A 24,563-nucleotide genomic window follows, 5' to 3' on the forward strand; every position below is an offset into this window, starting at 1 on the left:
TCCTTCCAGGGGCGACATCACCCTAGGCGCTTGTGACATCACCCGCCGTCACCGACACGCTCAGCGGGGCGGCTGGCCGCCCTTGCCGAACTTGTTGAAGTCGATCTTCGGCAGCTTGAAGCCCGGCGGGAGGCCCTGACCGGCGGCCAGGTCGTCCGGGTTCATGCCCGGGGGAAGCTGCGGCATGCCGCCCGGGAAGCCACCCGGCAGCCCGCCCTGGGCCGCCCGGGTACCGGCGCCGCTGCGCGGCCGGCCGCCACCCTTCGTACCCTTGCGCTTGTTCTTCGGGCTCTTGGTGGCCTTGCGCCGACCAGCGCCCGGCAGGCCCATCATGCCGCCCATCTGCTTCATCATCTTCTGCGCGTCGTTGAAGCGGTTGAGCAGCTGGTTGACGTCCATCACGGTGACCCCGGAGCCGTTGGCGATGCGGGCCCGCCGGGAACCGTTGATGATCTTCGGGTTGCTGCGCTCGGCCGGGGTCATCGACCGGATGATCGCGGTGATCCGGTCGAAGTGCTTGTCGTCCAGCTCGGCGAGCTGGTCCTTGACCTGCCCCATGCCCGGCATCATGGCCAGCACGTTGGCGATCGGCCCCATCCGGCGTACCGCGATGAGCTGATCGAGGAAGTCCTCCAGGGTGAACTGCTCGCCGCCCATCAGCTTGGCGGTCATCTTCTCCTTCTGATCGGAGTCGAAGGCCGCCTCGGCCTGCTCGATCAGAGTGAGGACGTCGCCCATGCCGAGGATCCGGCTGGCCATCCGGTCGGGGTGGAAGACGTCGAAGTCCTCAAGCTTCTCGCCGGTGGAGGCGAAGAGGATCGGCTGCCCGGTCACCTCGCGGACCGACAGCGCCGCGCCACCCCGGGCGTCGCCGTCGAGCTTGGAGAGCACCACACCGGTGATGCCGACACCGTCGCGGAACGCCTCGGCGGTACGCACCGCGTCCTGGCCGACCATCGCGTCGATGACGAAGATGACCTCGTCCGGGGCGACGGCGTCGCGGATGTCGGCGGCCTGCTGCATCATCTCGGCGTCGATGCCGAGCCGGCCGGCGGTGTCGACGATGACCACGTCGCGGGCGGCCCGACGGGCGTGCTCGATCGAGGACTTCGCCACCTGCACCGGGTCACCGACGCCGTTGCCGGGCTCCGGGGCGTACACCTCGACGCCGGCCCGACCGCCGAGCACCTGGAGCTGCCCGACGGCGTTGGGCCGCTGGAGGTCGGCGGCGACCAGCAGCGGCTGGTGCCCCTGGGCCTTGAGCCAGCGGGCCAGCTTGCCGGCGAGGGTGGTCTTGCCGGAGCCCTGAAGGCCGGCGAGCATGATCACCGTCGGTGGCTGCTTGGCGAACTGGAGCCGGCGCCCCTCGCCACCGAGGACGGCGATCAGCTCCTCGTTGACGATCTTGATGATCTGCTGGGCCGGGTTGAGCGCCTGGGAGACCTCCGCGCTGCGGGCCCGCTCCTTGACGTTGGCGATGAAGCCCTTGACGACCGGGAGCGCGACGTCGGCCTCCAGCAACGCGAGGCGGATCTCGCGCGCCGTCGCGTCGATGTCGGCGTCGGTGAGGCGTCCCTTGCCGCGGAGCTTGGTGAAGATCCCGGAGAGGCGGTCACTCAAGGTGTCAAACACGCGAACATCCCGATTGTCAGTGTCCCGACGAGCACGAACGTGACCGGAATGAGGTGTCCAGTCACCGCTAGGGTAGCCCGCCACCCACAGCCGTGCTCCGCGCCAGCCACCTCACCGCCGCGCACGCCGGCCGGATCAGGACGAAAGCCCCAACCGCGCGACGATCTCCGCTGCCGTCCGGCCCGGGCTCCACTCGCCGTTCGGCACCTCGATGGTGTCCGGCTCCCGATCGGTGAGACCAGCCAGCTCCGCCACCGCCCGCGACACGTGACGGTGCCGCCACTCCCGGGCCCCCGCCTCCGCCGCATCGGCGTCGATCCGGGCCCGCAGCACCGGCTCGGGCACGGCAAGCACGACCTGCCGCACCGCCAGCCCTCGTTCCCGAAGACCGTCGAGGATCTCCGTCCGGTGGGCGGGCCACAGCAGGCTCATCGGCACCACCACCGGGCCTCCGCCCCGGGCGGCCCGACCGACGAGTCGGATCGTCAACCAGCGCCAGGAGGCCAGATCCTGGTAGTCCCCGGTCGGTACCTTCCGGATCCGCCCGAGCAGGTTGCCGACCCACTCCGGATCGAAGCTCCGTGCCGCCGGCAGTTCCCGGCACAGGACGTTCGCCACCGTTGTCTTACCGGCACCGAACGCGCCGTTCAACCAGACGATCACGGCGACCATTGTCGGTCGCCGCAGCGGCGTACGCCGGCTGGTCGCAGCGCGCTACCCGCTTGCCGGGCGCGCTAGCCCGGTTGTTAATAGGGGGCCCTTCCTCTACACGAGGCGTTAAAAGGGGGCCCTTCCTTACACCGCAAACCGCGTCCTTACACCGCGGCGAGGATGGCGGCTTCGATCCGGGTGCGCCCGTCGGCGGCGGGCCAGCCGCCGACCAGGTAGAAGGCATCCACCACGTCGCCGCCGAGGGTGGCGATGCGGGCGGCGCGGACCTGGGCGCCGGCCGCGTCCAGCGCGCTGGTCACCCGGTAGAGCAGGCCGGCGGCGTCGGCCGCGCGCAGTTCCAGCAGCACGGCGTCGGTGGCGGCGTCGCGGTGCCAGACCACCCTTGGTTCGGCGCCGGCGCCCCGGGCGGCCAGGGCCCGGCCGCGCAGTCGCTGGGTGACCGACACGTCGCCACCGACCGCGCGGCGCAGGTCCGCGCTGAGCGCCACCGGGTCCGGGGCCAGTCCGTAGCGCGGCTGCACCCGGCACTCGACCAGGGCCCGCCCGTCCACCGTCGAGGCGTCGGCGGCGATCACCTCCAGGCGGTGCAGGGCCAGGCAGCCGGCCACCGTCGCGAGCAGGCCCCGCCGGTCGGCGGCGGCCACCGCCACCCGGTCCCCGGTCAGGTGTACGACCGGCAGTGGTCCCGCCACCAGCGTCGGGTCCGGTGCCGGCGGCTCGGGTACGGCACCGGTGTCAAGCGTGGTGCGGACCCGGGCGACCAGTTCGGCGACCAGCCGACCCTTCCAGTCCGACCAGGCGGCCGGGCCGGTGGCGGCGGCATCGGCGCGGACCAGTGCGTGCAGCAGGTCAAGGGTGGTGGCGTCGCCGACCGCCTCGGCCACCCGGGCGATGGTGACCGGGTCGGCGAGGTCCCGTCGGGTGGCCACCTCCGGCAGCAGCAGGTGCAGCCGGACGAGCGTGCCGATCAGCTTCGCCTCGGTGGCGGGCAGGCCGACCCGGGCGGCGATCTCCTCGGCGATCGGTGCGCCGACTGTGGAGTGGTCACCGGGTAGCCCCTTGCCGATGTCGTGCAGGAAGGCGCCGAGCAGCAGCAGGTCGGGCCGGTCCACGTCGCGGGTGTGCCGGCTGGCTTCGAAGGCGGTCTGCACCAGGTGCCGATCGAGGGTGAACCGGTGCACCGGGTTGTGCTGGGGCAGGCTGCGCAGCCGGGTCCACTCCGGCAGCCAACGGTCGATCAACCCGTACCGGTCGCAGGTCTCCCAGGCCGGGAGCAGGCCCGCGCCGGCGCCGAGCAGCGTGGTCAGCGCGGACCGCGCCTCGGCCGGCCAGGGCGTCGGCAGCGGCGGGCAGTAGACGGCCAGCCACTCGCAGGTGGCCCGCGCGATCGGCAGCCCGGTGGTGGCCGCGGCGGCGGCCACCCGCAGCGAGAGGCTGGGGTCGGGGCGGGCGCCGATGGCGGTACGGGCCAGCACCAGTTCGCCGTCGTGCTCGACCACGTCCCGGGCGACCGGCCGGCGCAGCGGTCGTCCGTCGGCGCCCCGACGGCGGCCGGAGCGGAGCCGGTCGGCGGCGCGGAAGGCGTCGTCCAGGGCATGGCTGACGGTCCGGGCGTCGCCGGCCACCCGGCGTAGCAGGGCGTCGCCGTCTCCGGCGGACTGGTCCGGGTCGTCAGGTGCCGTGTGGCGGAGACCGAGCAGCGCGGCCACCCCGTCGCGTTCCTGGGCGAGCAGCCGGTCGACCCGCCGGCCGACCTGCTGGTGCAGTGCGTCGCGGGTGTCCAGCAGGCGCAGGTGCGCGGCGTGCACGGCAGGACGCAACGCGTCGGTGATCCCGGCGATCGCGATGGCGCGCAGGATGCCGACGTCGCGCAGCCCGCCGGCCGCCTCCTTGAGGTCGCCTTCCAGCAGGAACGCCAGCTCGCCGTGGGCCTGCCAGCGGGCGGCGGTGGTCTCCCGCAGCGGCGCCAGTTGGCGTACGGCGGTGCGCCGCCAGTGGTCGGTGGCGCTGCGGATCAGCGTGTCGGCCAGTTCGGGGTCGCCGGCGACGAGCCGGGCGTCGAGCAGCCCGAGGGCCACCTTGACGTCGTCCTGGGCAACCGAGAGCGCCTCGGCGACGGTTCGTACCGAGTGGTCCAGCCGCAGCCCGGCGTCCCAGATCGGGTACCAGAGTTGGGCGGCGAGTTCGTCGACCCCGGGCAACCCGGCGTGCACCAGCACCAGGTCGAGGTCGCCGTAGGGCGCACACTGTCGCCGGCCCAGCCCGCCGACCGCGAGCAGAGCTACGCCCGGCCGGTCCGGCATCGCCCGGGCCAGCCAGGCGTCGTACGCGTCCGCCCGGGCCCGGCGCGCGCTGGCACCGGTACCGGCCGGTACGCCGACGACCTCGTTGACCAGCTGGTCCGCGTCGCCGTTGGGTTCTGCGGATGCCCGCTCGGTCAACGAGGTCATCGACTGTGTTCCTACAGTGCGTCCAGGCCGCGTTCGCCGGTGCGGACCCGGACGACCTCCTCGACTCCGGTCACCCAGACCTTGCCGTCACCGATCTTGCCGGTCCGGGCGGCACCGACGACGGCGTCGACGATCTTCTCGACGTCGATCTCGTCGGTGAGCACCTCCACCCGGATCTTGGGCAGGAACTCGACGGTGTACTCGGCACCCCGGTAGACCTCGGTGTGGCCCTTCTGCCGCCCGTAGCCCTGGACCTCGCTCACGGTCAACCCGGCCACGCCCAGCGTGTGCAGGGCTTCCTTGACGGCGTCCAACTGGTGCGGCTTGATGACCGCGGTCACCAGCTTCATGTCCAACCCCTCCATATCAGGAACGTTAGCCGGCGACCTTCTCGCTTACCGGTTCGGTGGGCTCCGACTTCGGCGCAGCCGAAGGCGCGATGCCCGCGGCGGCGAAGGCACCGCCGCCACCGCCACCCGTGGAGCTGAACTCGTACGCGCTCTCCGCGTGCTCGGCGTTGTCGATGCCCTCGACCTCGGCCTCGGCGCTGGCCCGGAAGCCGATGGTCTTCTCGATCGCGAAGCCGATGATGTACGCGACCACGAACGAGTACACCAGCACCGCGATCACGCCGACCGCCTGGAGACCCAGCAGGTCGATGCCGCCGCCGTAGAGCAGACCGGCGTTGCCCTCGCCGGCCAGCACCTCGATGGCGAGGAAGCCGATGAGCAGCGAGCCGATGATGCCGCCGATCATGTGCACGGCCACCACGTCGAGCGAGTCGTCGTACTTGAGCTTGTACTTCAGGCCCACCGCGAGTGCGCAGACCGCACCGGCGATCAGACCGAGGGCGATCGCACCCAGCGGCTCCAGGAACGCGCAGGCGGGGGTGATGCCGACCAGGCCGGCGACCGCGCCGGAGGCCGCACCGAGGGTGGTCGGCTTGCCGTCGCGGAGCCACTCGACCACGATCCAGCCGAGCACCGCGGCGGCGGTGGCGACCTGGGTGTTGATCAGCGAGATCGCCGCGGTGCCGTTTGCCGCGCCGGCCGAGCCGGCGTTGAAGCCGAACCAGCCGAACCAGAGCAGGCCGGCGCCGAGCAGCACCATGGGCAGGTTGTGCGGCTTGAACTTGTCCTTGGGCCAGCCGACCCGCTTGCCGAGGACGAGCGCCAGGGCGAGTGCCGCGGCACCGGCGTTGATGTGCACCGCGGTGCCACCCGCGAAGTCGAGCACGCCCAACTCCATGATCCAGCCGCCGCCCCAGACCCAGTGCGCGACCGGGAAGTAGACAAGGGTGGCCCAGAGGCCGGAGAAGAGCAGCCACGGGCCGAACTTGGCCCGGTCGGCGATCGCGCCGCTGATCAGCGCGACGGTGATCACGGCGAACATCAACTGGAAACCGGCGAACAGCAGGTCGGGGATGCCGCCCTCGGTGCCGCTCTCCAGCATGCCGCGCAGGCCTGCGGCGGAGAGATCACCGGTGATCCCGCCGATGTCATCGCCGAAGGCGATGCTGTAGCCGTAGAACACCCACAGCAGGCTGACCAGGCCGATCGCCCCGAAGCTCATCATCATCATGTTGAGCACGGACTTGGATCGCGTCATGCCGCCGTAGAAGAGCGCCAGGCCGGGCGTCATGAGCAACACCAGCGCGGCAGAAGTCAAAATCCAGGCGGTGGCACCAGAATCTAGCTCCGGCACGCTGCCTCCTCTCGGGTCGTTTTCCCTCCCTCCCGGCATCGCGCAGCATCGCCCGTACGCCGGTTGCGCGGAAGCCTGATCGCCGGCTGTTTCACCCAGGGACCCCGGCTGGTTTCCAAATCGTCACGGGTTGTTTCGGACGTGTGAAGAACGTCGCACGCCTCGGTGACATGGACAGGGGCGGATCGGCCACTCGGTGCCGGCCGGTCCCCCGACGGAATGCCGGTCGATCCCCTCGACGGATCGCCGGTCGATCCCTCCGGGGGATCAGCACAGGCTCCCGGAGGATCAGCGCAGGGCGCCCTCGAGCAGCTGTCGCTCGTAGTCGAGCAGCCGCAGGTCCCGCATCGGGCGGCGCAGGTGGCCCTTGTGCACGATCCGGACGAACGCGGGCTCCCCGGCGGCCGCCATCCGGCGGATGCCCTCGACGTGGTCCACGATCCGTTTCCGGATGGTCCGGATCAGCCGGTGCCGGTCGCGCGGGATCAGCCCGTACGCGTCGGCGAAGAGCCGCAGCCGACGTGGGCGGTCCGGGCGCTTCCAGCCCAGGGTGATCGAGTCCCGGTCGGAGAAGATCGGCACCCAGGTCCAGGCCGCGTACGCCACGTCGTAGATCCGCGCCCCGGGTGAGGCGAGGTCGAAGTCGATCAGCCCGAGGGTGCCGTCCGGCCGCCAGATCACGTTGTGCGGTGCGGCGTCGTGGTGGCAGATGACCTCGGTGTCCGGTGGCGGCGGACCGAACGAGCGCCACACCGCGCCGGGCGGCGGCGCGAAGCCGTACTGGGCGTCGTGGAACATCCGGAGCATGGTGGCGACGGTGACCAGTGCCTCGTCGGTCACCCAGTGCGGGGCCAGCGGGTACTCCCCGCACTCCCCCTCCAGGTACGACAGCACCTCGCGGTTGCGCTCGTCCATGCCCAGCGCCCGGGGAGCGCCGGTGAAGCCGACGTACTCCAGATGTCGCAGCAGGGCGTGCACCGACGGCGTCCACGGCCCGGCGTTACGCCGGACCGTGTCGCCCACCCGGACGACGGTGCTCACGTTCCCGCCGTGCAGGGGGATCTCCTGCGAAGTCACGTACGGTCTCCCGAGGCGCTGCGACGGGTGGTTCGGATCGCGCCAGCCCGCGTACGCGCGGTCTTCTCTGGTCAACGGAGATTACGCGGTCGGACCGGGGGCTTCGGTACCCAGCAGCGCGTCGACGAACTGGGCGGGGTCGAACGGCGCCAGGTCGTCCGGGCCCTCGCCGAGGCCGACCAGCTTCACCGGGATGCCGAGCTTGCGCTGTACGGCGATCACGATGCCGCCCTTGGCCGTGCCGTCGAGCTTGGTGAGCACCACGCCGGTGACGTTCACCACCTCGGTGAAGACGCGGGCCTGCTCCAGACCGTTCTGCCCGGTGGTGGCGTCGAGGATCAACAGGGTCTCGTCGATCGGGCCGTGCTTCTCCACCACCCGCTTGACCTTGCCCAGCTCGTCCATCAGGCCGATCTTGTTCTGAAGGCGACCGGCGGTGTCGACGAGCACGGTGTCCACGCCGGTGTCGATGCCGCGCCGGACCGCGTCGAACGCGACGCTGGCCGGGTCGGCGCCCTCCGGGCCGCGGACGGTCTCCGCGCCGACCCGCCCGGCCCAGGTCTCCAGCTGGTCGGCGGCGGCAGCCCGGAACGTGTCGGCCGCGCCGAGCAGCACGCTGCGGCCGTCGGCGATGAGCACCCGGGCGATCTTGCCGCAGGTGGTGGTCTTGCCGGCGCCGTTGACCCCGACCACCAGCAGCACCGCCGGCACCCCCTCCTTGGGCGCGGTACGCAGCGAACGGTCAAGCGCCGGATCGAGCGCGTTGACCAGCTCGGCGGCGAGCAGGGCGCGCAGCTCGGCGGCCGACCGGGTGCCCAGCACGCGGGTCCGCTCGCGCAGTCGGTCGACGATCTCGCGGGTGGCGTCGATCCCCACGTCGGCGGTGATCAGGCTGTCCTCGATCTCCTCCCAGACGTCCTCGTCCAGCCGGTCGCGGCTGAGCAGGCCGAGCAACCCCTTGCCGAAGGCGTTCTGCGAGCGCGACAGCCGGGACCGCAGCCGCACCAGCCGACCGGCGGTGGGCTCGGGTACCTCGACGGTCGGTGCCGGTGCCTCGACGACCGGCGGCGGCTCGACCAGGATGCCGGTGGACAGATCGGCCTCCGGTGCCTGCACCGGCGGGCCGGCGAGCTCCTCCTCCGCCCGGGTGTCGACCTCGGTGCGCGGCAGCGGCGGTTCGGCCCGCCGGCGCAACCTCGGCACGACCAGCCCGATGCCGCCGAGGATCAGCACGCCGAGCAGGGCGAGAGCGATGAGGAGGTAATCCATCATGCCGGAATCCTGTCAGATGGCGGCGAGCACGTCTCAGCCACCGCTCCCGCCACGCCAGCCGACAGTAGTTTCGACCACAGCCAGCGGTGGTGCGACCGTCGGCCGGGTAGTGGAGGATGAAGCTCTCTCACCTGGAGGTTCTGGATGCCCGCCGAGCTGCTCATCGGCCCCCTGCTGCGCCGGGTGGTCGACACGCGGGCCACCGTGTGGGTCGAGACGACGGCACCCGCGGTGGTCACCGTCCGCACGGCCGGCGGCGCCACCGGCACGGCCCCCACCTTCTCCGCGTACGACCACCACTACGCGGTGGTGGTGGTGGAGGGGCTCACCCCGGACAGCGCCACGACCTACGAGGTGTTTGTCGACGACGAGGTGGTCTGGCCGCTGCCCGACGGCCGCTACCCGCCCAGCGTGATCCGGACCCGCCCCGCCGACGACCGGGACCAGCCGGTCCGGTTGCTCTTCGGCTCCTGCCGGGAAACCACCCAGCACGCCACCACCCGCAAGTTGCCACCGGACGCGCTGGACGCGTACGCCCGGCGGATCCTGGCCGACCCCGACCCGGCCGCCCTGCCGGACCTGCTGGTGATGCTCGGGGATCAGGTCTACGCCGACGAGACCTCGCCCACCGTGAAGCGGCTGCTGCGGCGACGCCGGCGGCGGCCTGCGGGCGCGCCCGGCGACCAGGTGGTCAGCTTCGACGAGTACACCAAGCTCTACCTGGAGTCCTGGGGCGACCCGGAGATCAGGTGGCTGCTCTCCACCGTGCCGAGCGTGATGATCTTCGACGATCACGAGATCATCGACGACTGGAACACCTCGGCGTCCTGGCGGGCCGACATGCGCAAAGAACCCTGGTGGGCCGAGCGGATCGCCAGCGGGCTGGCCTCCTACTGGGTCTACCAGCACCTGGGCAACCTCGACCCCGACGAGATCACCGCCGACCCGGTCTTCGCGAAGGTACGCGCGGCCGAGGACGCCACCGAGGTGCTGCGCGAGTTCGGTGAACGGGTCGACACCGAGGCTGACCTTGCGCACGACACCGAGCGGTGGCGCGCGGTGCAGTACCAGTTCAGCTACGCGCTCGACCTGGGCCGCACCCGGCTGGTGATGCTTGACAGCCGGTGCAGCCGGGTGTTGCAGCCGGGCCGGCGGGCGATGCTGCCGGCCGGCGAGTGGTCCTGGTTCGTCGACCGCGCCCACGGCGACTACGACCACCTGGTGGTCGGCTCCTCGCTGCCCTGGCTGCTGCCGCCCGGCATCCACCACGTCGAGGCGTGGAACGAGAAGCTGGCCGACTCGTCCCGGTCCTGGGTCGCCGCCCTCTCCGAGCGGCTGCGGCGCGGCCTCGACCTGGAGCACTGGGGCGCCTTCCGGCGCTCCTTCGAGGGCCTCGGCGCGCTCTTCGCCCGCATCGGCAGCGGCACACCGGGCGCACCCGACGACCGCAAGGGTGCGGGGCCGGCGTACCCGCCACCGGCGTCGATCAACGTGCTCTCCGGTGACGTGCACCACTCGTACGTGGCCCGGGTCCGCTTCGCCGATCCCGCCGTACGCACCCCGGTGCACCAACTCACCTGCTCGCCGTTCCACAACCAGGTACCGGCCGGCATGCGACCGCTGATGCGGCTCGGTTGGGCGCACGGGCCGGCCGGGGCGACCCGGGCCCTCGCGCGCTCCGCCGGGGTGCCCCGGCCGCTGTTCAGGTGGCGCAAACTGGCCGGCCCGTACTTCGGCAACGCGGTGGCCACCCTCACCCACGCCGCCCGCACCGCCGAGGTGGTGATCGAGGGCACCACCAGCGACGGCCACCTCCGCGAAGTGGCCCGCCACCGCCTAACCGGCTGAGGTGCAAGGAAGGGTGCAAGGAAGGGCCCCCTATTAACGCCTGGTGCGGTAAAGGGGCCCCCTCTTAACAACGATGGGGTAAATCGCTCGCCCCTGTCGTACCCGGGACGCACGATGACCGGATGACCTGGAGAGCACCGGAAATCACCCGCACCCCCGAGCCGTACGTCGGTGACGAGCGCACCATGCTGACGGGATGGCTCGACTACCACCGGCAGACCCTGTTGCTCAAGTGCGCCGGCCTGACCGCCGAGCAGCTCAGGACCGCGAGTGTCGAGCCGTCCGGGCTGACCCTGCTCGGTCTGGTCCGGCACATGGCCGAGGTGGAAGCCTGGTGGTTCCGGGAGAACTTCCTCGGTGAGCGGGTCGACTACCCATACTTCACCGAGGACGATCCCGACGCGGACTTCGACGTCAGCGCCGCCGACGCCGAGGCGGACTTCGCCACCTTCCAGCACCAGGTGGAGCTGGCCCGTGCGGCGGTCGCCGATCGGTCCCTCGACGAGACGTTCACCTCGGTCGGCCGGAAGGGGCGGACGCGCAACCTGCGCTGGATCTACGTCCACATGATCGAGGAGTACGCGCGCCACAACGGGCACGCCGACCTGATCCGCGAACGCATCGACGGTGTGGTCGGATCGTGACGGGCCGGACCGACCGGCCTCAGTAGGCCAGCGCCGCGCGGCCTCAGTAGGCCAGCGCCGCGCGCAGGTAACGCAGGTCGGCCGGGCCGGTCCAGCGGTACGCGGACAGCCCCGCCACCCGGGCGCCGCTGACGGCCCGATCCTCGTCGTCGACGAAGAGCACCCGGTCCGGCGGAGTCTCCAGCGCCACGCAGGCGGCCTGGAAGTACTCGCGGGCCGGCTTGTGCACCCCGATTGCGGAGGAGTTGACCACCACGTCCAGCTCGTCGGTGAGTTCCAGCGCGGCCAGGTCGGCGTCGAGCAGGTCGGTGGCGTTGGTGCCCAACCCGACCCGGATGCCGGCGGCCCGCGCCTCGCGGATGAACGCCAGCACCTCCGGGACGACCTCACCCCGATAGCGCTGCCACTCCTGCACCGCGGCCCGGGCCCGGCCCGGGTCGCCCACCGAGGGGGTCAACGCGTCAGCCACGCTCGACACCCACTCGGCGTGGCTGACCCGGCCGGTGAGCACCGGCTGGAGCATCCCCCAGGACATGGCGATCTCACCGAGCACGCCGGTGGAGAGGCCATACTCCCGCTCCACCGTGGCGGCGACCGCCGGGTCCCACCGCCGCAGTACGCCGTCGAAATCCACCAGGAGCGCCGTCGCGCGTTCCCGAGCCACTACCCGTTCTCCTCGCCGCGGCCGTGCCGCTCCTCGTCGCCGTCGGCCCGGTTGAGCCGTTGACTGATCACCTGGGTCACCCCGCCGCGCATGGTCACGCCGTACAGGGCGTCGGCGATCTCCATCGTCCGTTTCTGGTGCGTGATGACGATCAGCTGGCTCTTTTCCCGCAACTGCGCCATCAGCGTGATCAACCGGCCCAGGTTGACGTCGTCGAGCGCCGCCTCGACCTCGTCCATGATGTAGAACGGGCTGGGCCGGGCGCGGAAGATCGCCACCAGCATCGCCACCGCGGTCAGCGACCGTTCGCCGCCGGAGAGCAGCGACAGCCGCTTGATCTTCTTACCGGGCGGGCGGGCCTCGACCTCGACGCCGGTGGTCAGCAGGTCGTCCGGCTCAGTGAGCACGAGCCGGCCCTCACCACCGGGGAAGAGGACGGTGAAGACCTGCTCGAACTCCCGGGCGGTGTCGGCGAAGGCGCTGGCGAAGACCTCAAGGATCCGGTCGTCGACATCCTTGACCACGGTGAGCAGGTCGCGCCGGGTCGCCTTGAGGTCCTCCAACTGCTCGGAGAGGAACTTGTACCGCTCCTCCAGCGCGGCGAACTCCTCCAACGCGAGGGGGTTGACCTTGCCGAGCAGGGTCAGCTCCCGTTCCGCCTTGGCGGCCCGCTTCTCCTGCACGGGCCGCTCGTACCGGACCGGCTCGGGCACCGGCAGGCCGTCGCGCTCCGCGGCGGCCACCTCCGCCTCGGTCGGCGGCACCGGCTGGCTCGGGCCGTACTCGGCGACGAGGGTCTCCATGGTCAGCCCGAAGTCCTCGGCGGCCTTGGCCTCCAACTGTTCGATGCGCATCCGCTGCTCGGCGCGGGCGACCTCGTCCCGGTGCACCTGGCTGGTCAGCCGCTCCAGTTCGGTGCCGAGCCGCTTGGCGGCGGCCCGTACCTCCTGAAGCTCCGCCTCGCGGGTGGCCCGTTCGCGGGCCACCGCGTCCCGATGCTCCTCAGCCCGGGCGATGCTGGTGGCCAGCCGGGTCAGCGCCTCGCGTGCGCCGCCGGCGACGGCCCGGGCGATGCCCGCGCCCCGGGTCCGCGCCGCCCGCCGGGCCGCCGCCCGTTCCCGCGCCGCGCGTTCGGCGGTGGCCTGCCGGCGCAGCGAGTCGGCCCGCCCGGCGATGGAGGCCACCCGCTCCTCCGCGGTACGCACCGCGAGCCGGACCTCCATCTCGTTCTGCCGGGCCTGCGGCACCATCGCGGCGAGCTGATCTCGTTCGTCGGTGGAGGGCTCGGCGTCGATCGGGGTCGCCCCCGCCAGCCGCAGCCGCTCCTCCAGCTCGGCCAGTGCGGTCAGGTCCCGCTCCCGGGCCGCCTCGGCACGGGACCTGGACTCGCCCAGCCGGTCGGTCTCCGCCTTGGCCGACCGGGCGGCGGCACCCAGCTCGGCGAGCCGGCGCGCGGCGGCGTTCCGGTGGCTCTCCGCCTCCCGCTTGGCGGCGGCGGCGTGCTGCACCCGTTCCTTGGCCCCGGCCACGGTGGCCCGCGCGTCGACCAGTTGTTCCCGCAGTTCAGCGCTGGTCCGCTCGGCGGTGAGCCGGTTGGTGCGCGCCTCCTCGACGGCCGCCTGCACCTCGATGTGGCTGGGTGCCTTCGCCGACCCGCCGGCCGCCGCGTACGCCCCGACCACGTCTCCCTCCCGGGTGACCGCCCGCAGCTCGGGGTTTCCGGCGACCACCTCCGTCGCGGCGGCGAGGTCGTCGACAAGCACCACGTCGCGCAGCGCCCGGTGCACCGCCGGGCGGATCTGCGCGTCGCAGTCGACCAGGTCGGGTGCCCAGTGGGCCCGGTCGGGCAGCTTGGGACGCAGCGCGTCGGCGGAACCGGCCATCCCCGGACCGGCGGGGCTGCCGACCAGCAGACCGGCACGGCCGGCGTCGGAGATCTTCAGCAGCCGCATCGCCTCCACGGCCTCGTCGACCCCGGTGACCGCGACCGCGTCGGCGAGCCCGCCGAGCGCGGCGGCGAGCGCCGCCTCGTGCCCGGGGGCGACCGTGAGCAGGCTGGCGAGGCTGCCCAGCAGGCCGGGCACCTGGTCGGCGCGGGCCAGCAACGCACCGGCACCGTCCTTGCGGCGCAGGCCCAGGGCAAGCGCCTCCTCCCGGGCCTTCCAGGTGGCCGCGTCCTTCTCGGCCGCCCGCTCGGCGTCGGCGAGCGACCGGACCGTCGCCTGCGCCTGCTCCTGGGCGGCGACCGCCTCCGCGTGCCGGGCGTCCAGGTCGGCGTTGTCCCGGTCCGCCTCGGTGGACTGTTCGGCGACCGCGTCCAGCTCGGCCTGGGCCCGTTCGGCGCGGCCCAGCGCGTCGGCGTGCGCGGCGGCGAGCCGCTCGATCTCCTCACCGGCGCTTGTGGTCCGCGCCCGGGCGGAGTTGACCTGCCCGGTGAGCCGGGCCAGCCCCTCCCGCCGGTCCGCGATCGCCTTCGCGGCAGCGACCAGCTCGCGTTCGGCGGCGGCAAGCTGCCGTTCCAGCTCCTGGCGGTGCTCCACCGCCTCGGCCAGCCGGATCTGGTCGTCGGTGAGCGCCGCGCGCAGCTCCTCCTCCTGCTCCTGGATTCGTTCCGCCTCGGCCTCCAACTGGTCCGGGTCGCGTCCCGGTCGCTCGTCGTCGGGCGTGGCGCTCAGGTGCCGCAGCCGCTCCACCGCGAGCTGCTCGATCGAACGGAACCGCTCCTGCAACGCGGAGAGCTTGTACCAGGTGTCCTGCGCGGCGGCCAGCAGCGGGGCGTCGGACGCCAGCGCCTCCTCCAGCTCGCCGAGGCGAGACTGCACTTCCGCGTGCTCGGCCTCCACCTGCTCGCGCCGTTCCCGCAACGCGGTCTCGTCGGCGATCTCCCGATCCAGGGTGGTACGCAGGGTGGCCAGGTCGTCGGCGAGCAGCCGCAGCCGGGCGTCGCGCAGGTTGGCCTGGATCACGGCGGCCCGGCGGGCCACCTCGGCCTGCCGGCCGAGCGGCTTGAGCTGGCGACGCAGTTCGGCGGTGAGGTCGGTGAGGCGGTTGAGGTTGTTCTGCATCGCATCGAGCTTGCGCAGCGCCTTTTCCTTGCGCTTGCGGTGCTTCAGGACGCCAGCCGCCTCCTCGATGAACGAGCGCCGATCCTCCGGCTTGGCGTGCAGCATGCCGTCGAGCCGACCCTGCCCGACGATGATGTGCATCTCCCGGCCGATTCCGGAGTCGGAGAGCAGTTCCTGGATGTCGAGCAGCCGGCACGAGTCGCCGTTGATCTCGTACTCGCTCTCGCCCGAGCGGAACATCCGGCGGGTGATGGAGACCTCGGTGTACTCGATCGGCAGGGCACCGTCGGTGTTGTCGATGGTGAGGGTCACCTCGGCGCGGCCCAGCGGGGCCCGGCCGGCGGTGCCGGCAAAGATGACGTCCTCCATCTTGCCGCCACGCAGCGCCTTTGCGCCCTGCTCACCAAGCACCCAGGCGATGGCGTCGACGACGTTGGACTTGCCGGAGCCGTTCGGGCCCACCACGCAGGTGATCCCCGGCTCCAGCTTCAACGTGGTCGCGGAGGCGAAGGACTTGAAGCCCTTCACCGTCAGGCTCTTGAGATGCACCTTCTCGATCCTCGTCCGTGGCCGCCGTACCGTCGCCCGGCTGCGCGGACCCTGGTAAACCCGCAGACTAACCCGGAACAGGGCGGGTCGTGCCACGCGACCCACCCGCCGCCGGCCGGGCGCCATCCGGACCGGTTCGCGCACCGAACGGCCCAGATCGAGGGGTACGCACAGAATCGCGCGCCGGCACATGGTGTCGGCGCGCTCTGAGTGCGGTGGTGCTATTCGGTTGTAGCGGCCAGGTGGATCAGGTCAGGGCCGGCTCGGCCAGACGGAGCAGATCGTCCGCCTCCGCCGCAGCCGCTGCGAGCCGATCGTTCTCGGCGCGCAGTCGGGTGACCTCGAACTCCAGTGATTGAACCCTGGCACGCAGTCGGGTGACCTCGTCGAGCAGGCGCCGGTCGGGCGCCGCACCTACGTGGCCGAAGAGGGCCTTCGCCATGTTGACTCCTTGAATTGCGCTGCCGGAGAGGCCGGCCAACGCGCGCCCATACGTACGCGACTACCATTCCCACGAATTTCTAGGCATGGCCGGGCGCGACTGGCGACAACTACATATTGAGCCGACAGCCCCTGATTCGTCAAGTTCACGCAGGCCGTAGATCATCCCGGCGTCGACCCGGCCCGTCTCTGGCGGGCTGCCACAAGGCGCGGACACGCTCTGTCCGGACGCACCGACTCTACGCGACGAATCGCCGGAACACCTCACCCGGACGTACAGGGTCCTCTTAACTCTTCCTTAGCCACGTTGCTGCTGGTCACCCCGACACGTAGCGTCACCCCGGCCCATACCCGACCCCGTGGAGGCGACAGGCGTGCACGGCTGGAACGATCCGATCGACCCGGCGGAGAGCCCTCGGGGACCGGCACCGACCGACGACCCGGCCTGGTTGACCGACCGACCGGCCCCACGGTCGTCGTACCTGTTCGGCGACGAGCCGGACCACCCCGCCGACGGATGGCACCGCGACCAGCCGGTGACGGAGCCGACCGGGCGATGGCCGGCGGAGGAGCCGACCGGGCGCTGGCCGGCGGAAGAGTCGACCCAGCACTGGCCGGCGGAGGAGTCCGCCGCACCGGCCGGTCCCGCCGACGGCTGGACCACCCAGCACGGCACGGCGTGGGCCGCCCGCCACGCGACGCCGGGGCCCGACCGGTACGACGCCGAGCGGCACCACGCCGACCCGCATGAGGCCTATCGCGTACCCGGTTCGGCTCCGTACGTCGAGACGACCGGCGAGCGCCCGGACATGACCGGGACCGAGCCGCCCGCCACCCCGGCCCGGACCGGCCGTCGGCGACGCCGGCTGTCCCGCCCGCTGGTGATGGGCGGTGCCGCCGCGGCGGCCACCCTGGTGGTGAGCGTCGGCGTGGCCGCCCTCGCCCTGCCCGGTGACGACACGCCGACCAGCACCAGCGCCGGCGAGGTGCCCGCCGCCACCGCACCGGCGCTGCCCGACGAGGAAGTGGCGCTCCCCTTCGGGGCGCTGGAGACCCCGAGCCCGAGCCCGAGCGTCTCCCCCAGCAGCGCCGCGCCCTCGCCCACCCCGAGCCGGACCGCCAAGCCCAGGCCCTCGCCCACCCCGGCCGAGTCGCGCAGCGCGGCTGCATCCCGGCGGACCATCGAGCGCCCGGGCAGCGTGAACCGGGGCGCCCCAGCCTCGGCCGCCCCGCCCGCCGGCACCAGCGCCCAGGCGGCCGAGGTCGTGGAACTGGTCAACGCGGAACGGGCCAAGGCGGGCTGCGGCGCGCTGAGCATCGACGAGAAGCTGACGACCGCGGCCCAGCGACACAGCCAGGACCAGGCAGACCACCAGAACATGTCGCACACCGGTAGCGACGGCAGCGACCCCGGCACCCGGCTCGACCGGGTCGGGTACAGCTGGCAGACGTACGGTGAGAACGTGGCCTGGAACCAGCAGACGCCGGCCGCGGTGATGGACGCGTGGATGAACAGCACCGGGCACCGGGCCAACATCCTGAACTGCTCCTTCACCGAGATCGGCGTCGGCGTGGTGAGCAGCAACGGGCCGTACTGGACCCAGGTCTTCGCCGCGCCCCGCTGAGCCCACGCCCGCCGAGCCCACGCCCCGCCGAGCCCACGCCCCGCCGAGCCCACGCCCCGCCGAGCCCACGCCCCGCCGAGCCCCACGTCCCGCTGAGCCCACGCCCCGCTGGTGGACCGACCGGCCGCGAGTCCTTGTCGGGTCTGTGCTCGTTTGACCCGGTGAGGTGCGTCGGGACCCGGCGTACCGGCTCGGGCGGCGCGGACGCCGCCCCGCGACGGCGGAGCTGGCCATGCGCAACGGGGGACGACCGGCGCGAGGGGTACGCCGGCTGCTCCCGGCCGGTCTGGCCCTCGTGTTGCTCGCCACGCTGACGGCCTGCCGGCCCGACCCTCTCCGGCCGGGCGCGCCGACCGGTTGGCCGACCACCTCGGCCCGGCACTGGCAGTGGCAGTGGCAGCTCGACGGGGTGCTGGACCCGACGGTCGAGGCGGACATCTTCGTGCTCGATCCGGTGGCCACCATCGCCGCGCAGACCACCGAGCTGCGCTCCCGCAACCGGTGGTTGATCTGCCAGGTGCACGTCGGCTCGGTGCATCCCGACGATCCGGACGCGAGCCGCTTTCCCGCCCAGGTACGCGGTGCCACGTCCACCGGAACCCGCCGCAGCTGGCTTGACGTACGCCGCTGGGAGACGCTGCGGCCGGTACTGGCCGACCGGTTCCGGCTCTGCCGGGGCAAGGGCTTCGGCGCGGTGGTGATCGCCGACGCGGACGGTTACGACAAGCGCAGCGGTTTTCCGCTGGAGTTCGACGACCAACTGGCCTTCAACCGCCGGGTCGCCGACCTGGCCCGCTCGCTCGACCTCTCCCCCGGCCTGCTGGGTGCCCTCGCACAGGTCGCCGCGCTGGCGCCGGACTTCGACTTCGCCGTCAACGAGGAGTGCGTACGCCTGCGCAACTGCGCCAAGCTGCTGCCTTTCGCGGACGCCGGCAAGCCGGTCCTCCACGTCGAGTACACCGGCGCCACCACGGACTTCTGCGTCACCAGCGTCGGGTACGGCTTCGCCTCGATGCGCAAGAACCGCACCCTCGACGCCTGGCGGCAACCCTGCCCTCCACCGCCGTGACCGCTCCACCACCCGCCGATCTTGCGCTTTCGGTCGGCCATACACCCCTTCTGCGGCCTTTGCACGGGCAGGAACTGCAAGATCGCGTGGGAGGAGAGAAGGAGAGGGGCCGGGTTGTCAGGGGCGGGGGCGGGGCTGGCAGCGCGGGCAGCTGTACGACGAGCGGTTCATGAACGCCTCACGGCGGATCGGCGCCCCGCAGCGGCGGCAGGGCTGCCCTTCGCGACCGTAGACGTTCAGCGCCCGGTCGAAGTAGCCGCTCTCGCCGTTCACGTTTACGTAGAGGGCGTCGAAGCTGGTACCGCCCGCGGTGATCGCCTCGCCGAGCACGTCCCGGACGTGCCCGAGCAGCCGCCGCGCGGCCGGTCCGGTCAGCGCGTCGGTCGGCCGGGCACCGTGCAGACCCACTCGCCAGAGCGCCTCGTCGGCGTAGATGTTGCCCACCCCGGAGATCAGCGTCTGGTCGAGCAGGGCGCGCTTGACCTCGGTACGACGGCGACGCAGCGCGGCCACGAACTCGACATCGGAGAACTCCGGGTCCAGCGGGTCCCGGGCGATGTGCGCGATCTCCGACGGCAGGGTGGCGCCGCCCTCACTCACCGACAACCCGCCGAACGTACGCTGGTCGACGAAACGCAGCTCCGGGCCGCCGTCGCTGAATCGGAAGCGGACCCGCAGGTGCGTCTCGTCGGGCGTGGTGGCCGGTTGCAGAAGCAACTGCCCGGACATCCCGAGATGTCCGATCACCGCGTCCCCGCTGTCCAGCGGTAGCCAGAGATACTTGCCGCGCCGGCAAACGTCGAGCACGGTCCGGCCGGCCAGGACACCGGCGAAATGGGCACCACCCGGCACGTGCCGGCGTACCGCCCGGGGATGGCGTACCTCGACGGAGTCGATCCGCCGGCCGGTTACCCAGCGGGCCAGCCCCTGCCGGACGGTCTCCACCTCGGGCAGCTCAGGCACCGCGCGCCTGCGCTTCGGCCTGGGTCGCCGGCTGGGACAGCTCGGTCGCCAGCGAGGCTGGCTCGGCAGCAGACCCGGCCGCCACCGACGAAGCTGGCTCGGCAGCAGACCCGGCCGCCACCGACGAAGCTGGCTCGGCAGCAGACCCGGCCGCCACCGACGAAGCTGGCTCGGCAGCAGACCCGGCCGCCACCGACGAAGCTGGCTCGGCAGCAGACTCGGCCGCCACCGACGAAGCTGGCTCGGCCGCCACCGACGAAGCTGGCTCGGCCGTCGGCGACGACGCCGGTCCGGTCGCCGGCTCGGCCGGCTCGGCCGTGGACTCGGCCTGCTCGGTGAGCGTCCGCCAGGCGGATTCCGCCGCCCGCTGCTCGGCTTCCTTCTTGCTGCGTCCCTCGGCACCGCCGTACCGGTTGCCGGCGACCACCACCCAGGCGGTGAAGGTCTTGAGGTGATCCGGACCGGTGCCCTCGATCCGGTACTCGGGTACACCGAGACCGAGCGCGGCCGTCAACTCCTGAAGGCTGGTCTTCCAGTCCAGCGCGGCACCCCGACCGGCGGACTCGGCCATCAGCGGATCGAACAACCGGTGGATGACGATGGCGGCGGTGTCCAGCCCGTACTGGAGGTAGATCGCGCCGAGCAGCGCCTCCAGGGTGTCGGCGAGGATGCTCGCCTTGTCCCGGCCGCCGGTGCTCTCCTCGCCCTTGCCCAGCAGCAGGTACGGGCCAAGCCCCTCCGGACCCAGGCCACGGGCCACGTCGGCGAGCGCGCGCATGTTGACCACGCTGGCCCGCAACTTGGCCAACTGCCCCTCGGGCAGGTCCGGATGGTTGTGGAAGAGCGCCGTGGTGATCACCACACCGAGTACCGAGTCGCCGAGGAACTCCAGCCGCTCGTTTGTGGGCAGGCCGCCGTTCTCGTACGCGTACGACCGGTGGGTAAGCGCCCGCTCCAGCAGTTCCGGCTCCATCGACACGCCGAAGGCCGCTTCGAGATGGCCGATGGAGGGCCGCCGTCGCTTGTCGTTGTTCATGATGTGCGTACCTCGGTGTCGGTCGTGCGGATGGTGCGGTTCCCGGCGAGCAGTGCGGCGACCCGGTCGATGGCGTCCTGGCGCCAGAGTCGGGCGGCGAGCGCGATGCCGGAGGCGATGTCGGCGGCTCGGGCGGCCCCGTGGCAGACCACCACGGTCCCGGCCACCCCGAGCAGGGTGGCGGCGCGCGGTGCAGCCCCGCCGGGCGGCGGCCCGCCGGCCATGGCGTACGCCCCCTCCACGGCCTTGAGCAGCACGTTTCCGGTGAAGCCGTCGGTGACCACCACGTCGGCGCGGGTGCCGAGGCAGACGTCGTACCCCTCGACCAGCCCGACGTAGCGGGCGTCGCCGGGCAGTTCCGTGGCGCTGAGCACCGGGTCGGTCAGCCGCCGGGCGCGATCGCCCTTGCCGGGTTCGGTGCCGACGGAGAGCAGCCCCACCCGGGGCGCGGCGTGGTCGTGCGCGATCGCCGCGTAGGCGGCACCGAGCAGGGCGTGCCGGGCGAGGGTCGCCGCGCTCGGTTCCAGCGACCCACCGACGTCGAGGAGTACGACCGGCCCGGCGACGGCGGGTAGCGCGGCGACGAGCGCCGGGCGGCGTACGTCGGGCCAGCGGCCGAGTCCGAGGGCGGCGGCGGTGACGGTGGCACCGGTGGACCCGGCGGAGACCAACGCGTCGGCCTGCCCCGAGCGGACGGCGGCGACGGCCGCCCGGATGGTGGTGTCGGCGCGGGCCGCGGTCAGGTCCTCGGCCATGTCGACGGCCGCGTCAGCCGGACGGACGGTGACCCGGGCGCGTTCTGCCGGGTCGAGGGCGTCGATAAGCGCGCCGGCTGCCGCTATCGGGCCGACGAGCAGAAGGTGCAGGTCGGGATCGACACGTACGGCCCGTAGAGCGCCGTCCACCACGACGGCGGGAGCTTCGTCCCCGCCGAGGAGGTCAACGGCGATCCGTGCGGTGCCCGGCTGCTTCGCGACGCCGGCCGGAGAGAGCCGGCCGGCGTCGGCGGGAGCAGCGGGCAGACGCCGGGGTGTGCGCGTCGCCCGACCCGTGGTCGGAGACGTCACTCGGCGTCCAGGTCAGACCTCGAGGACCTGGCGGCCGTTGTAGGTGCCGCAGACGGAGCAGGCGGCGTGCGGCAGCTTCGCGGACTTGCACTGCGGGCAGGCCACGGTCGCGACCGCCGCGGCCTTCCAGTTCGCCCGGCGGGACCGGGTGTTGCTGCGCGACATCTTGCGCTTGGGGACGGCCACGGTTCTTACTCCTCTGTACGGGTCAGTTGCGACAGGCCCGCCCAACGCGGGTCGATCTGCTGGTGGCTGTGGTCGGCCGGCAGATCGTCCCAGTGCACCCCACACTCGGGGCACAGGCCGGGGCAGTCCTGCCGGCAGAGCGGGTTGGTCGGCAGCGTCAGCACCACCGCGTCCCGCACCGCCGGTTCCAGGTTGATCAGGTCTCCCTGCAGCCGACCGACCTCATCCTCCTCGGTGGTGACGTCCGTGGTGCTGTTCGCGTACGCGTACAGCTCCTGGATCGTCACCGCCAACGAGTCGTTGATCTCGCGCAGGCAGCGACCGCACTCGCCACGGATCGGACCGCTGACGGTCCCCGAGACGAGCACGCCTTCGGACACCGACTCCATCCGCAGATCGAGGTCGAGGTCCGCGCCCTCCGGCACGCCGATCAACTCCACGCCGAGGTCCGACGGCGCCGGAACCACCCGTTTGACGGTACGCATCGCACCAGGCCGGCGCGGTAGCTCCCTCGTGTCGAGGACCAGCGGCGACCTGGGGTCGGGTGCAGTGGGTGAATGTTTGGGCATAGTCAGACTCCGGCCGGTGAGAGGCCGACAAACGAGGTTACCTGGACCAGCACCCCAGCGTCGAACCGGGGCTCCCGGGCCGCTCAGAACGGTAGTGGCCGTTCCGCCTCGTCGCCAGCGAAGGTGCCGATCTCCCGCAACGCGTGCATCTTGTCCCGCCCGCGCTCGATGGAGGCCAGCGCCCGGGTGAGGAACTGCTCGAAGTTGGCAAGGGCGGTGTCGACGTAGTCGTCGACCTCCTCGCGCAGGCGCTGCGCCTCGGCCCGCGCCTCGGCGATGATCCGGGCCCCCTCGTGCTCGGCAGAGACGGTGATCTCGTTCACCGACACCAGGCGGGCGTGTTCCGCCTCTCCCTCGCTGATGATCCGGTCGGCCTCCCGCTTGCCGGCCTCCATGATCTTGTCGCGCTCCTCCAGCAGGGCGGCCGCCCGGCGCAGGTCGGCGGGGAGTTCGGCGCGCAACTCGTCCAGGGCCGCGATCATCTCGCCCCGATCGACCATGCAGTTGTTGCGCGACATCGGGACGGAGCGCGCCTGCTCCACCATGGCGATCAGTTCGTCGATGCGGTCGAGCGGGTCCACCGGTACCTCACTCCTGTCGTTCGTCGGGCCGACCTACATCATGCGGGCAGCGACCCGGTTCCCGCTTCACCCAATAATGTCGTCCCGCACCCCACCCACCCCACACCCCCACCACCGGCGCGTCGCCGCACCCGCCACCACCCACCTACGCGCCGATCATGCACTTGCCGACTGGACAGAACGGGCACATAGGGACAAAGAAGCGACCGAAGGTGCAAGATCGCGGGTCCGGTGGGATTAGGGGGGTGGGGGGGTTAGGCGGAGTTTCAGGGCGTCGCGGACCACGTCGGGGACGTGGGGGGTGACGTCGCCGCCCCATTTGGCCACGTCCTTGACCAGACTGGAGGAGAGGAAGGAGTAGAGCGGATTGGTCGGCATGAACAGGGTCTCGATCCCGGCCAGGCCCATGTTCATCTGGGCCATCTGCAACTCGTAGTCGAAGTCGCTGACCGCCCGGATGCCCTTGATCAGCACGGTTGCCCGCTGCGCCCGGCAGAAGTCGACAAGCAGGCCCCGGAACGACTCCACCCGGACGTTGTCGTAGGAGGCGGTCACCTCGCGGAGCATCTCGATGCGCTCCTCGACGGTGAACAGACCGCTCTTCGACTGGTTGACCAGTACCCCGACGATCACCTCGTCGAACAGCCGGCTGGCCCGACCGACGATGTCGAGGTGACCGTTGGTGACCGGGTCGAACGAGCCGGGACACACCGCACGTCTCATGATCGGCGACCGTACCAAAGGGTGGTCTCGCCGTACCGCCGACTTCGCTGGCCAGTGATGCCTTCCACCCACTCGACAGGTGCGCCGCGCGTGGACCGCTCCACCACCACCGTCGCCTCCGGCGCCAGCCAGCCGCCGTCGACAAGTGCGGCGAGCATGGCGGTCACCGCGTCGTCCGGGACCGCGTACGGCGGATCGGCGAAGACCACGTCGTACGGGTCGCCGTCGGGGCCGGCGGCCAGGACCGTGGCGACCTTGCCGCTGACCAGCCGGGCCGCCGGTGCGGCGCGCAGAGCCGCCACGTTCTCCCGGATGACGCGCGCGGCGCGCGGATCGGACTCCACCAACAGCACGTGCGCCGCCCCCCGGGACAGCGCCTCGAGGCCGACCGCGCCCGACCCCGCGTACAGGTCGGCGAAGCGGGCTCCGGCCAGGTCGAGTTCCGTGGCCAGCGAGCTGAAGAGCGCCTCGCGTACCCGGTCGGAGGTCGGCCGGGTGCCGGCGCCCGGCGGTGCGGTGATCCGCCGGCCGCCGAGGCTACCGGCGACGATCCGGGTCATCGCGTGCTCCTGCTCATGCCTCGCCTCGCTTCGTCCGGCAGCGGGCAGCGGTCACGGCGCACCCGAATCGGCGCCGCATTCGTCGCCCGATCGTTCATGCCCCGACGCTACGCGACGCTCGACGGAGCGCCGGACAAGCCGCAGATGAGCGACGAGCGACCATCTG

General features: G+C 72.1%; 21 protein-coding genes and 1 pseudogene. 4 read left to right on the forward strand and 18 right to left on the reverse strand.

Annotation, left to right across the window (positions count from 1 at the left end; all coding sequences use genetic code 11):
* Positions 1-60 precede the first annotated feature (60 nt).
* The 7 genes from ffh to ftsY all read right to left on the reverse strand — a co-directional run bounded on the left by ffh (position 61) and on the right by ftsY (position 8,807).
* On the reverse strand, positions 61-1,632 hold the full coding sequence (ffh, locus tag AC507J_RS19530; protein WP_496290611.1) for a signal recognition particle protein: 1,572 nt from the start codon (positions 1,630-1,632) through the stop codon (positions 61-63).
* Positions 1,633-1,767: 135 nt separating this feature from the next.
* On the reverse strand, positions 1,768-2,295 hold the full coding sequence (locus AC507J_RS19535; RefSeq protein ID WP_496290612.1) for a P-loop nucleotide/nucleoside kinase family protein: 528 nt from the start codon (positions 2,293-2,295) through the stop codon (positions 1,768-1,770).
* 152 nt (positions 2,296-2,447) lie between these two features.
* Complete coding sequence (locus AC507J_RS19540; protein WP_496290613.1) at positions 2,448-4,754, reverse strand: [protein-PII] uridylyltransferase; 2,307 nt, start codon at positions 4,752-4,754, stop codon at positions 2,448-2,450.
* A gap of 11 nt (positions 4,755-4,765) precedes the next feature.
* A complete protein-coding gene (locus tag AC507J_RS19545) occupies positions 4,766-5,104 on the reverse strand; it encodes a P-II family nitrogen regulator (RefSeq protein ID WP_170147604.1) in 339 nt (112 codons plus the stop codon).
* Between the two features lie 25 nt (positions 5,105-5,129).
* Positions 5,130-6,497, reverse strand: coding sequence for an ammonium transporter (locus tag AC507J_RS19550; RefSeq protein ID WP_496290614.1), 1,368 nt, complete (start codon positions 6,495-6,497; stop codon positions 5,130-5,132).
* A gap of 249 nt (positions 6,498-6,746) precedes the next feature.
* Positions 6,747-7,610, reverse strand: coding sequence for an aminoglycoside phosphotransferase family protein (locus AC507J_RS19555; RefSeq protein ID WP_496290615.1), 864 nt, complete (start codon positions 7,608-7,610; stop codon positions 6,747-6,749).
* A 6-nt stretch (positions 7,611-7,616) separates the two neighbouring features.
* Positions 7,617-8,807: a signal recognition particle-docking protein FtsY gene (ftsY, locus tag AC507J_RS19560; RefSeq protein WP_496290616.1), complete on the reverse strand. Its 1,191-nt coding sequence runs from the start codon at positions 8,805-8,807 to the stop codon at positions 7,617-7,619.
* Positions 8,808-8,951: 144 nt separating this feature from the next.
* On the opposite strand from ftsY, the gene AC507J_RS19565 reads away from it, so the two are divergent.
* Positions 8,952-10,655, forward strand: a complete 1,704-nt coding sequence (locus AC507J_RS19565) for an alkaline phosphatase D family protein (protein WP_496290617.1) — start codon at positions 8,952-8,954, stop codon at positions 10,653-10,655.
* Between the two features lie 122 nt (positions 10,656-10,777).
* Positions 10,778-11,299, forward strand: a complete 522-nt coding sequence (locus AC507J_RS19570) for a DinB family protein (protein ID WP_496290618.1) — start codon at positions 10,778-10,780, stop codon at positions 11,297-11,299.
* Between the two features lie 43 nt (positions 11,300-11,342).
* On the opposite strand, the gene AC507J_RS19575 is transcribed toward AC507J_RS19570, so the two are convergent.
* From AC507J_RS19575 to AC507J_RS19585, 3 genes are all read right to left on the reverse strand, one after another.
* Positions 11,343-11,963, reverse strand: coding sequence for an HAD-IA family hydrolase (locus tag AC507J_RS19575; RefSeq protein ID WP_496290619.1), 621 nt, complete (start codon positions 11,961-11,963; stop codon positions 11,343-11,345).
* On the reverse strand, positions 11,963-15,577 hold the full coding sequence (gene smc, locus AC507J_RS19580) for a chromosome segregation protein SMC (protein ID WP_496290620.1): 3,615 nt from the start codon (positions 15,575-15,577) through the stop codon (positions 11,963-11,965). Before smc ends, AC507J_RS19575 begins: the two co-directional genes overlap by 1 nt.
* A gap of 247 nt (positions 15,578-15,824) precedes the next feature.
* Positions 15,825-16,019: a hypothetical protein gene (locus AC507J_RS19585; RefSeq protein ID WP_111213647.1), complete on the reverse strand. Its 195-nt coding sequence runs from the start codon at positions 16,017-16,019 to the stop codon at positions 15,825-15,827.
* 358 nt (positions 16,020-16,377) lie between these two features.
* On the opposite strand from AC507J_RS19585, the gene AC507J_RS19590 reads away from it, so the two are divergent.
* Positions 16,378-17,643, forward strand: a complete 1,266-nt coding sequence (locus AC507J_RS19590; RefSeq protein WP_496290621.1) for a CAP domain-containing protein — start codon at positions 16,378-16,380, stop codon at positions 17,641-17,643.
* 166 nt (positions 17,644-17,809) lie between these two features.
* A complete protein-coding gene (locus tag AC507J_RS19595; RefSeq protein WP_496290622.1) occupies positions 17,810-18,712 on the forward strand; it encodes an endo alpha-1,4 polygalactosaminidase in 903 nt (300 codons plus the stop codon).
* A 117-nt stretch (positions 18,713-18,829) separates the two neighbouring features.
* Here AC507J_RS19595 and mutM read toward each other — a convergent pair whose 3' ends face one another.
* From mutM to rsmD, 8 genes and pseudogenes are all read right to left on the reverse strand, one after another.
* Complete coding sequence (gene mutM / locus AC507J_RS19600; RefSeq protein ID WP_496290623.1) at positions 18,830-19,675, reverse strand: bifunctional DNA-formamidopyrimidine glycosylase/DNA-(apurinic or apyrimidinic site) lyase; 846 nt, start codon at positions 19,673-19,675, stop codon at positions 18,830-18,832.
* 277 nt (positions 19,676-19,952) lie between these two features.
* Positions 19,953-20,711, reverse strand: a pseudogene (gene rnc, locus AC507J_RS19605) (ribonuclease III); the annotation flags it as partial.
* Positions 20,708-21,733 (reverse strand): phosphate acyltransferase PlsX, encoded by a 1,026-nt coding sequence (locus tag AC507J_RS19610; RefSeq protein ID WP_496290651.1) that lies wholly within the window; start codon positions 21,731-21,733, stop codon positions 20,708-20,710. The pseudogene rnc and the gene AC507J_RS19610, both read right to left, overlap by 4 nt.
* Positions 21,734-21,790: 57 nt before the next feature.
* Positions 21,791-21,964, reverse strand: a complete 174-nt coding sequence (gene rpmF / locus AC507J_RS19615; RefSeq protein WP_091435485.1) for a 50S ribosomal protein L32 — start codon at positions 21,962-21,964, stop codon at positions 21,791-21,793.
* A 5-nt stretch (positions 21,965-21,969) separates the two neighbouring features.
* Positions 21,970-22,533, reverse strand: a complete 564-nt coding sequence (locus AC507J_RS19620) for a YceD family protein (RefSeq protein WP_496290624.1) — start codon at positions 22,531-22,533, stop codon at positions 21,970-21,972.
* A gap of 83 nt (positions 22,534-22,616) precedes the next feature.
* The gene (locus tag AC507J_RS19625; protein ID WP_130322613.1) at positions 22,617-23,114 is read right to left on the reverse strand and encodes an SPFH domain-containing protein; all 498 of its coding nucleotides are present in this window, start codon (positions 23,112-23,114) and stop codon (positions 22,617-22,619) included.
* A gap of 237 nt (positions 23,115-23,351) precedes the next feature.
* Complete coding sequence (coaD, locus tag AC507J_RS19630; RefSeq protein WP_496290625.1) at positions 23,352-23,837, reverse strand: pantetheine-phosphate adenylyltransferase; 486 nt, start codon at positions 23,835-23,837, stop codon at positions 23,352-23,354.
* Positions 23,834-24,397 carry a 16S rRNA (guanine(966)-N(2))-methyltransferase RsmD gene (gene rsmD, locus AC507J_RS19635; protein ID WP_496290626.1) on the reverse strand — a complete coding sequence of 188 codons (564 nt, stop codon included), beginning with the start codon at positions 24,395-24,397 and terminating at the stop codon, positions 23,834-23,836. The genes coaD and rsmD overlap by 4 nt, the downstream gene beginning before the upstream one ends.
* Positions 24,398-24,563: the final 166 nt, after the last annotated feature.

The sequence above is a fragment of the Micromonospora sp. PRAS1 genome, from assembly GCF_059553435.1.

Coding starts and splice junctions, on each gene's coding strand:
- AC507J_RS19540 (WP_496290613.1), bottom strand. CDS start 4,754: ATGACCTCGTTGACCGAGCGGGCATCCGCAGAACCCAACGGCGACGCG.
- AC507J_RS19545 (WP_170147604.1), bottom strand. CDS start 5,104: ATGAAGCTGGTGACCGCGGTCATCAAGCCGCACCAGTTGGACGCCGTC.
- AC507J_RS19550 (WP_496290614.1), bottom strand. CDS start 6,497: ATGCCGGGAGGGAGGGAAAACGACCCGAGAGGAGGCAGCGTGCCGGAG.
- ftsY (WP_496290616.1), bottom strand. CDS start 8,807: ATGATGGATTACCTCCTCATCGCTCTCGCCCTGCTCGGCGTGCTGATC.
- AC507J_RS19565 (WP_496290617.1), top strand. CDS start 8,952: ATGCCCGCCGAGCTGCTCATCGGCCCCCTGCTGCGCCGGGTGGTCGAC.
- AC507J_RS19570 (WP_496290618.1), top strand. CDS start 10,778: ATGACCTGGAGAGCACCGGAAATCACCCGCACCCCCGAGCCGTACGTC.
- AC507J_RS19585 (WP_111213647.1), bottom strand. CDS start 16,019: ATGGCGAAGGCCCTCTTCGGCCACGTAGGTGCGGCGCCCGACCGGCGC.
- AC507J_RS19620 (WP_496290624.1), bottom strand. CDS start 22,533: ATGCCCAAACATTCACCCACTGCACCCGACCCCAGGTCGCCGCTGGTC.
- coaD (WP_496290625.1), bottom strand. CDS start 23,837: ATGAGACGTGCGGTGTGTCCCGGCTCGTTCGACCCGGTCACCAACGGT.
- rsmD (WP_496290626.1), bottom strand. CDS start 24,397: ATGACCCGGATCGTCGCCGGTAGCCTCGGCGGCCGGCGGATCACCGCA.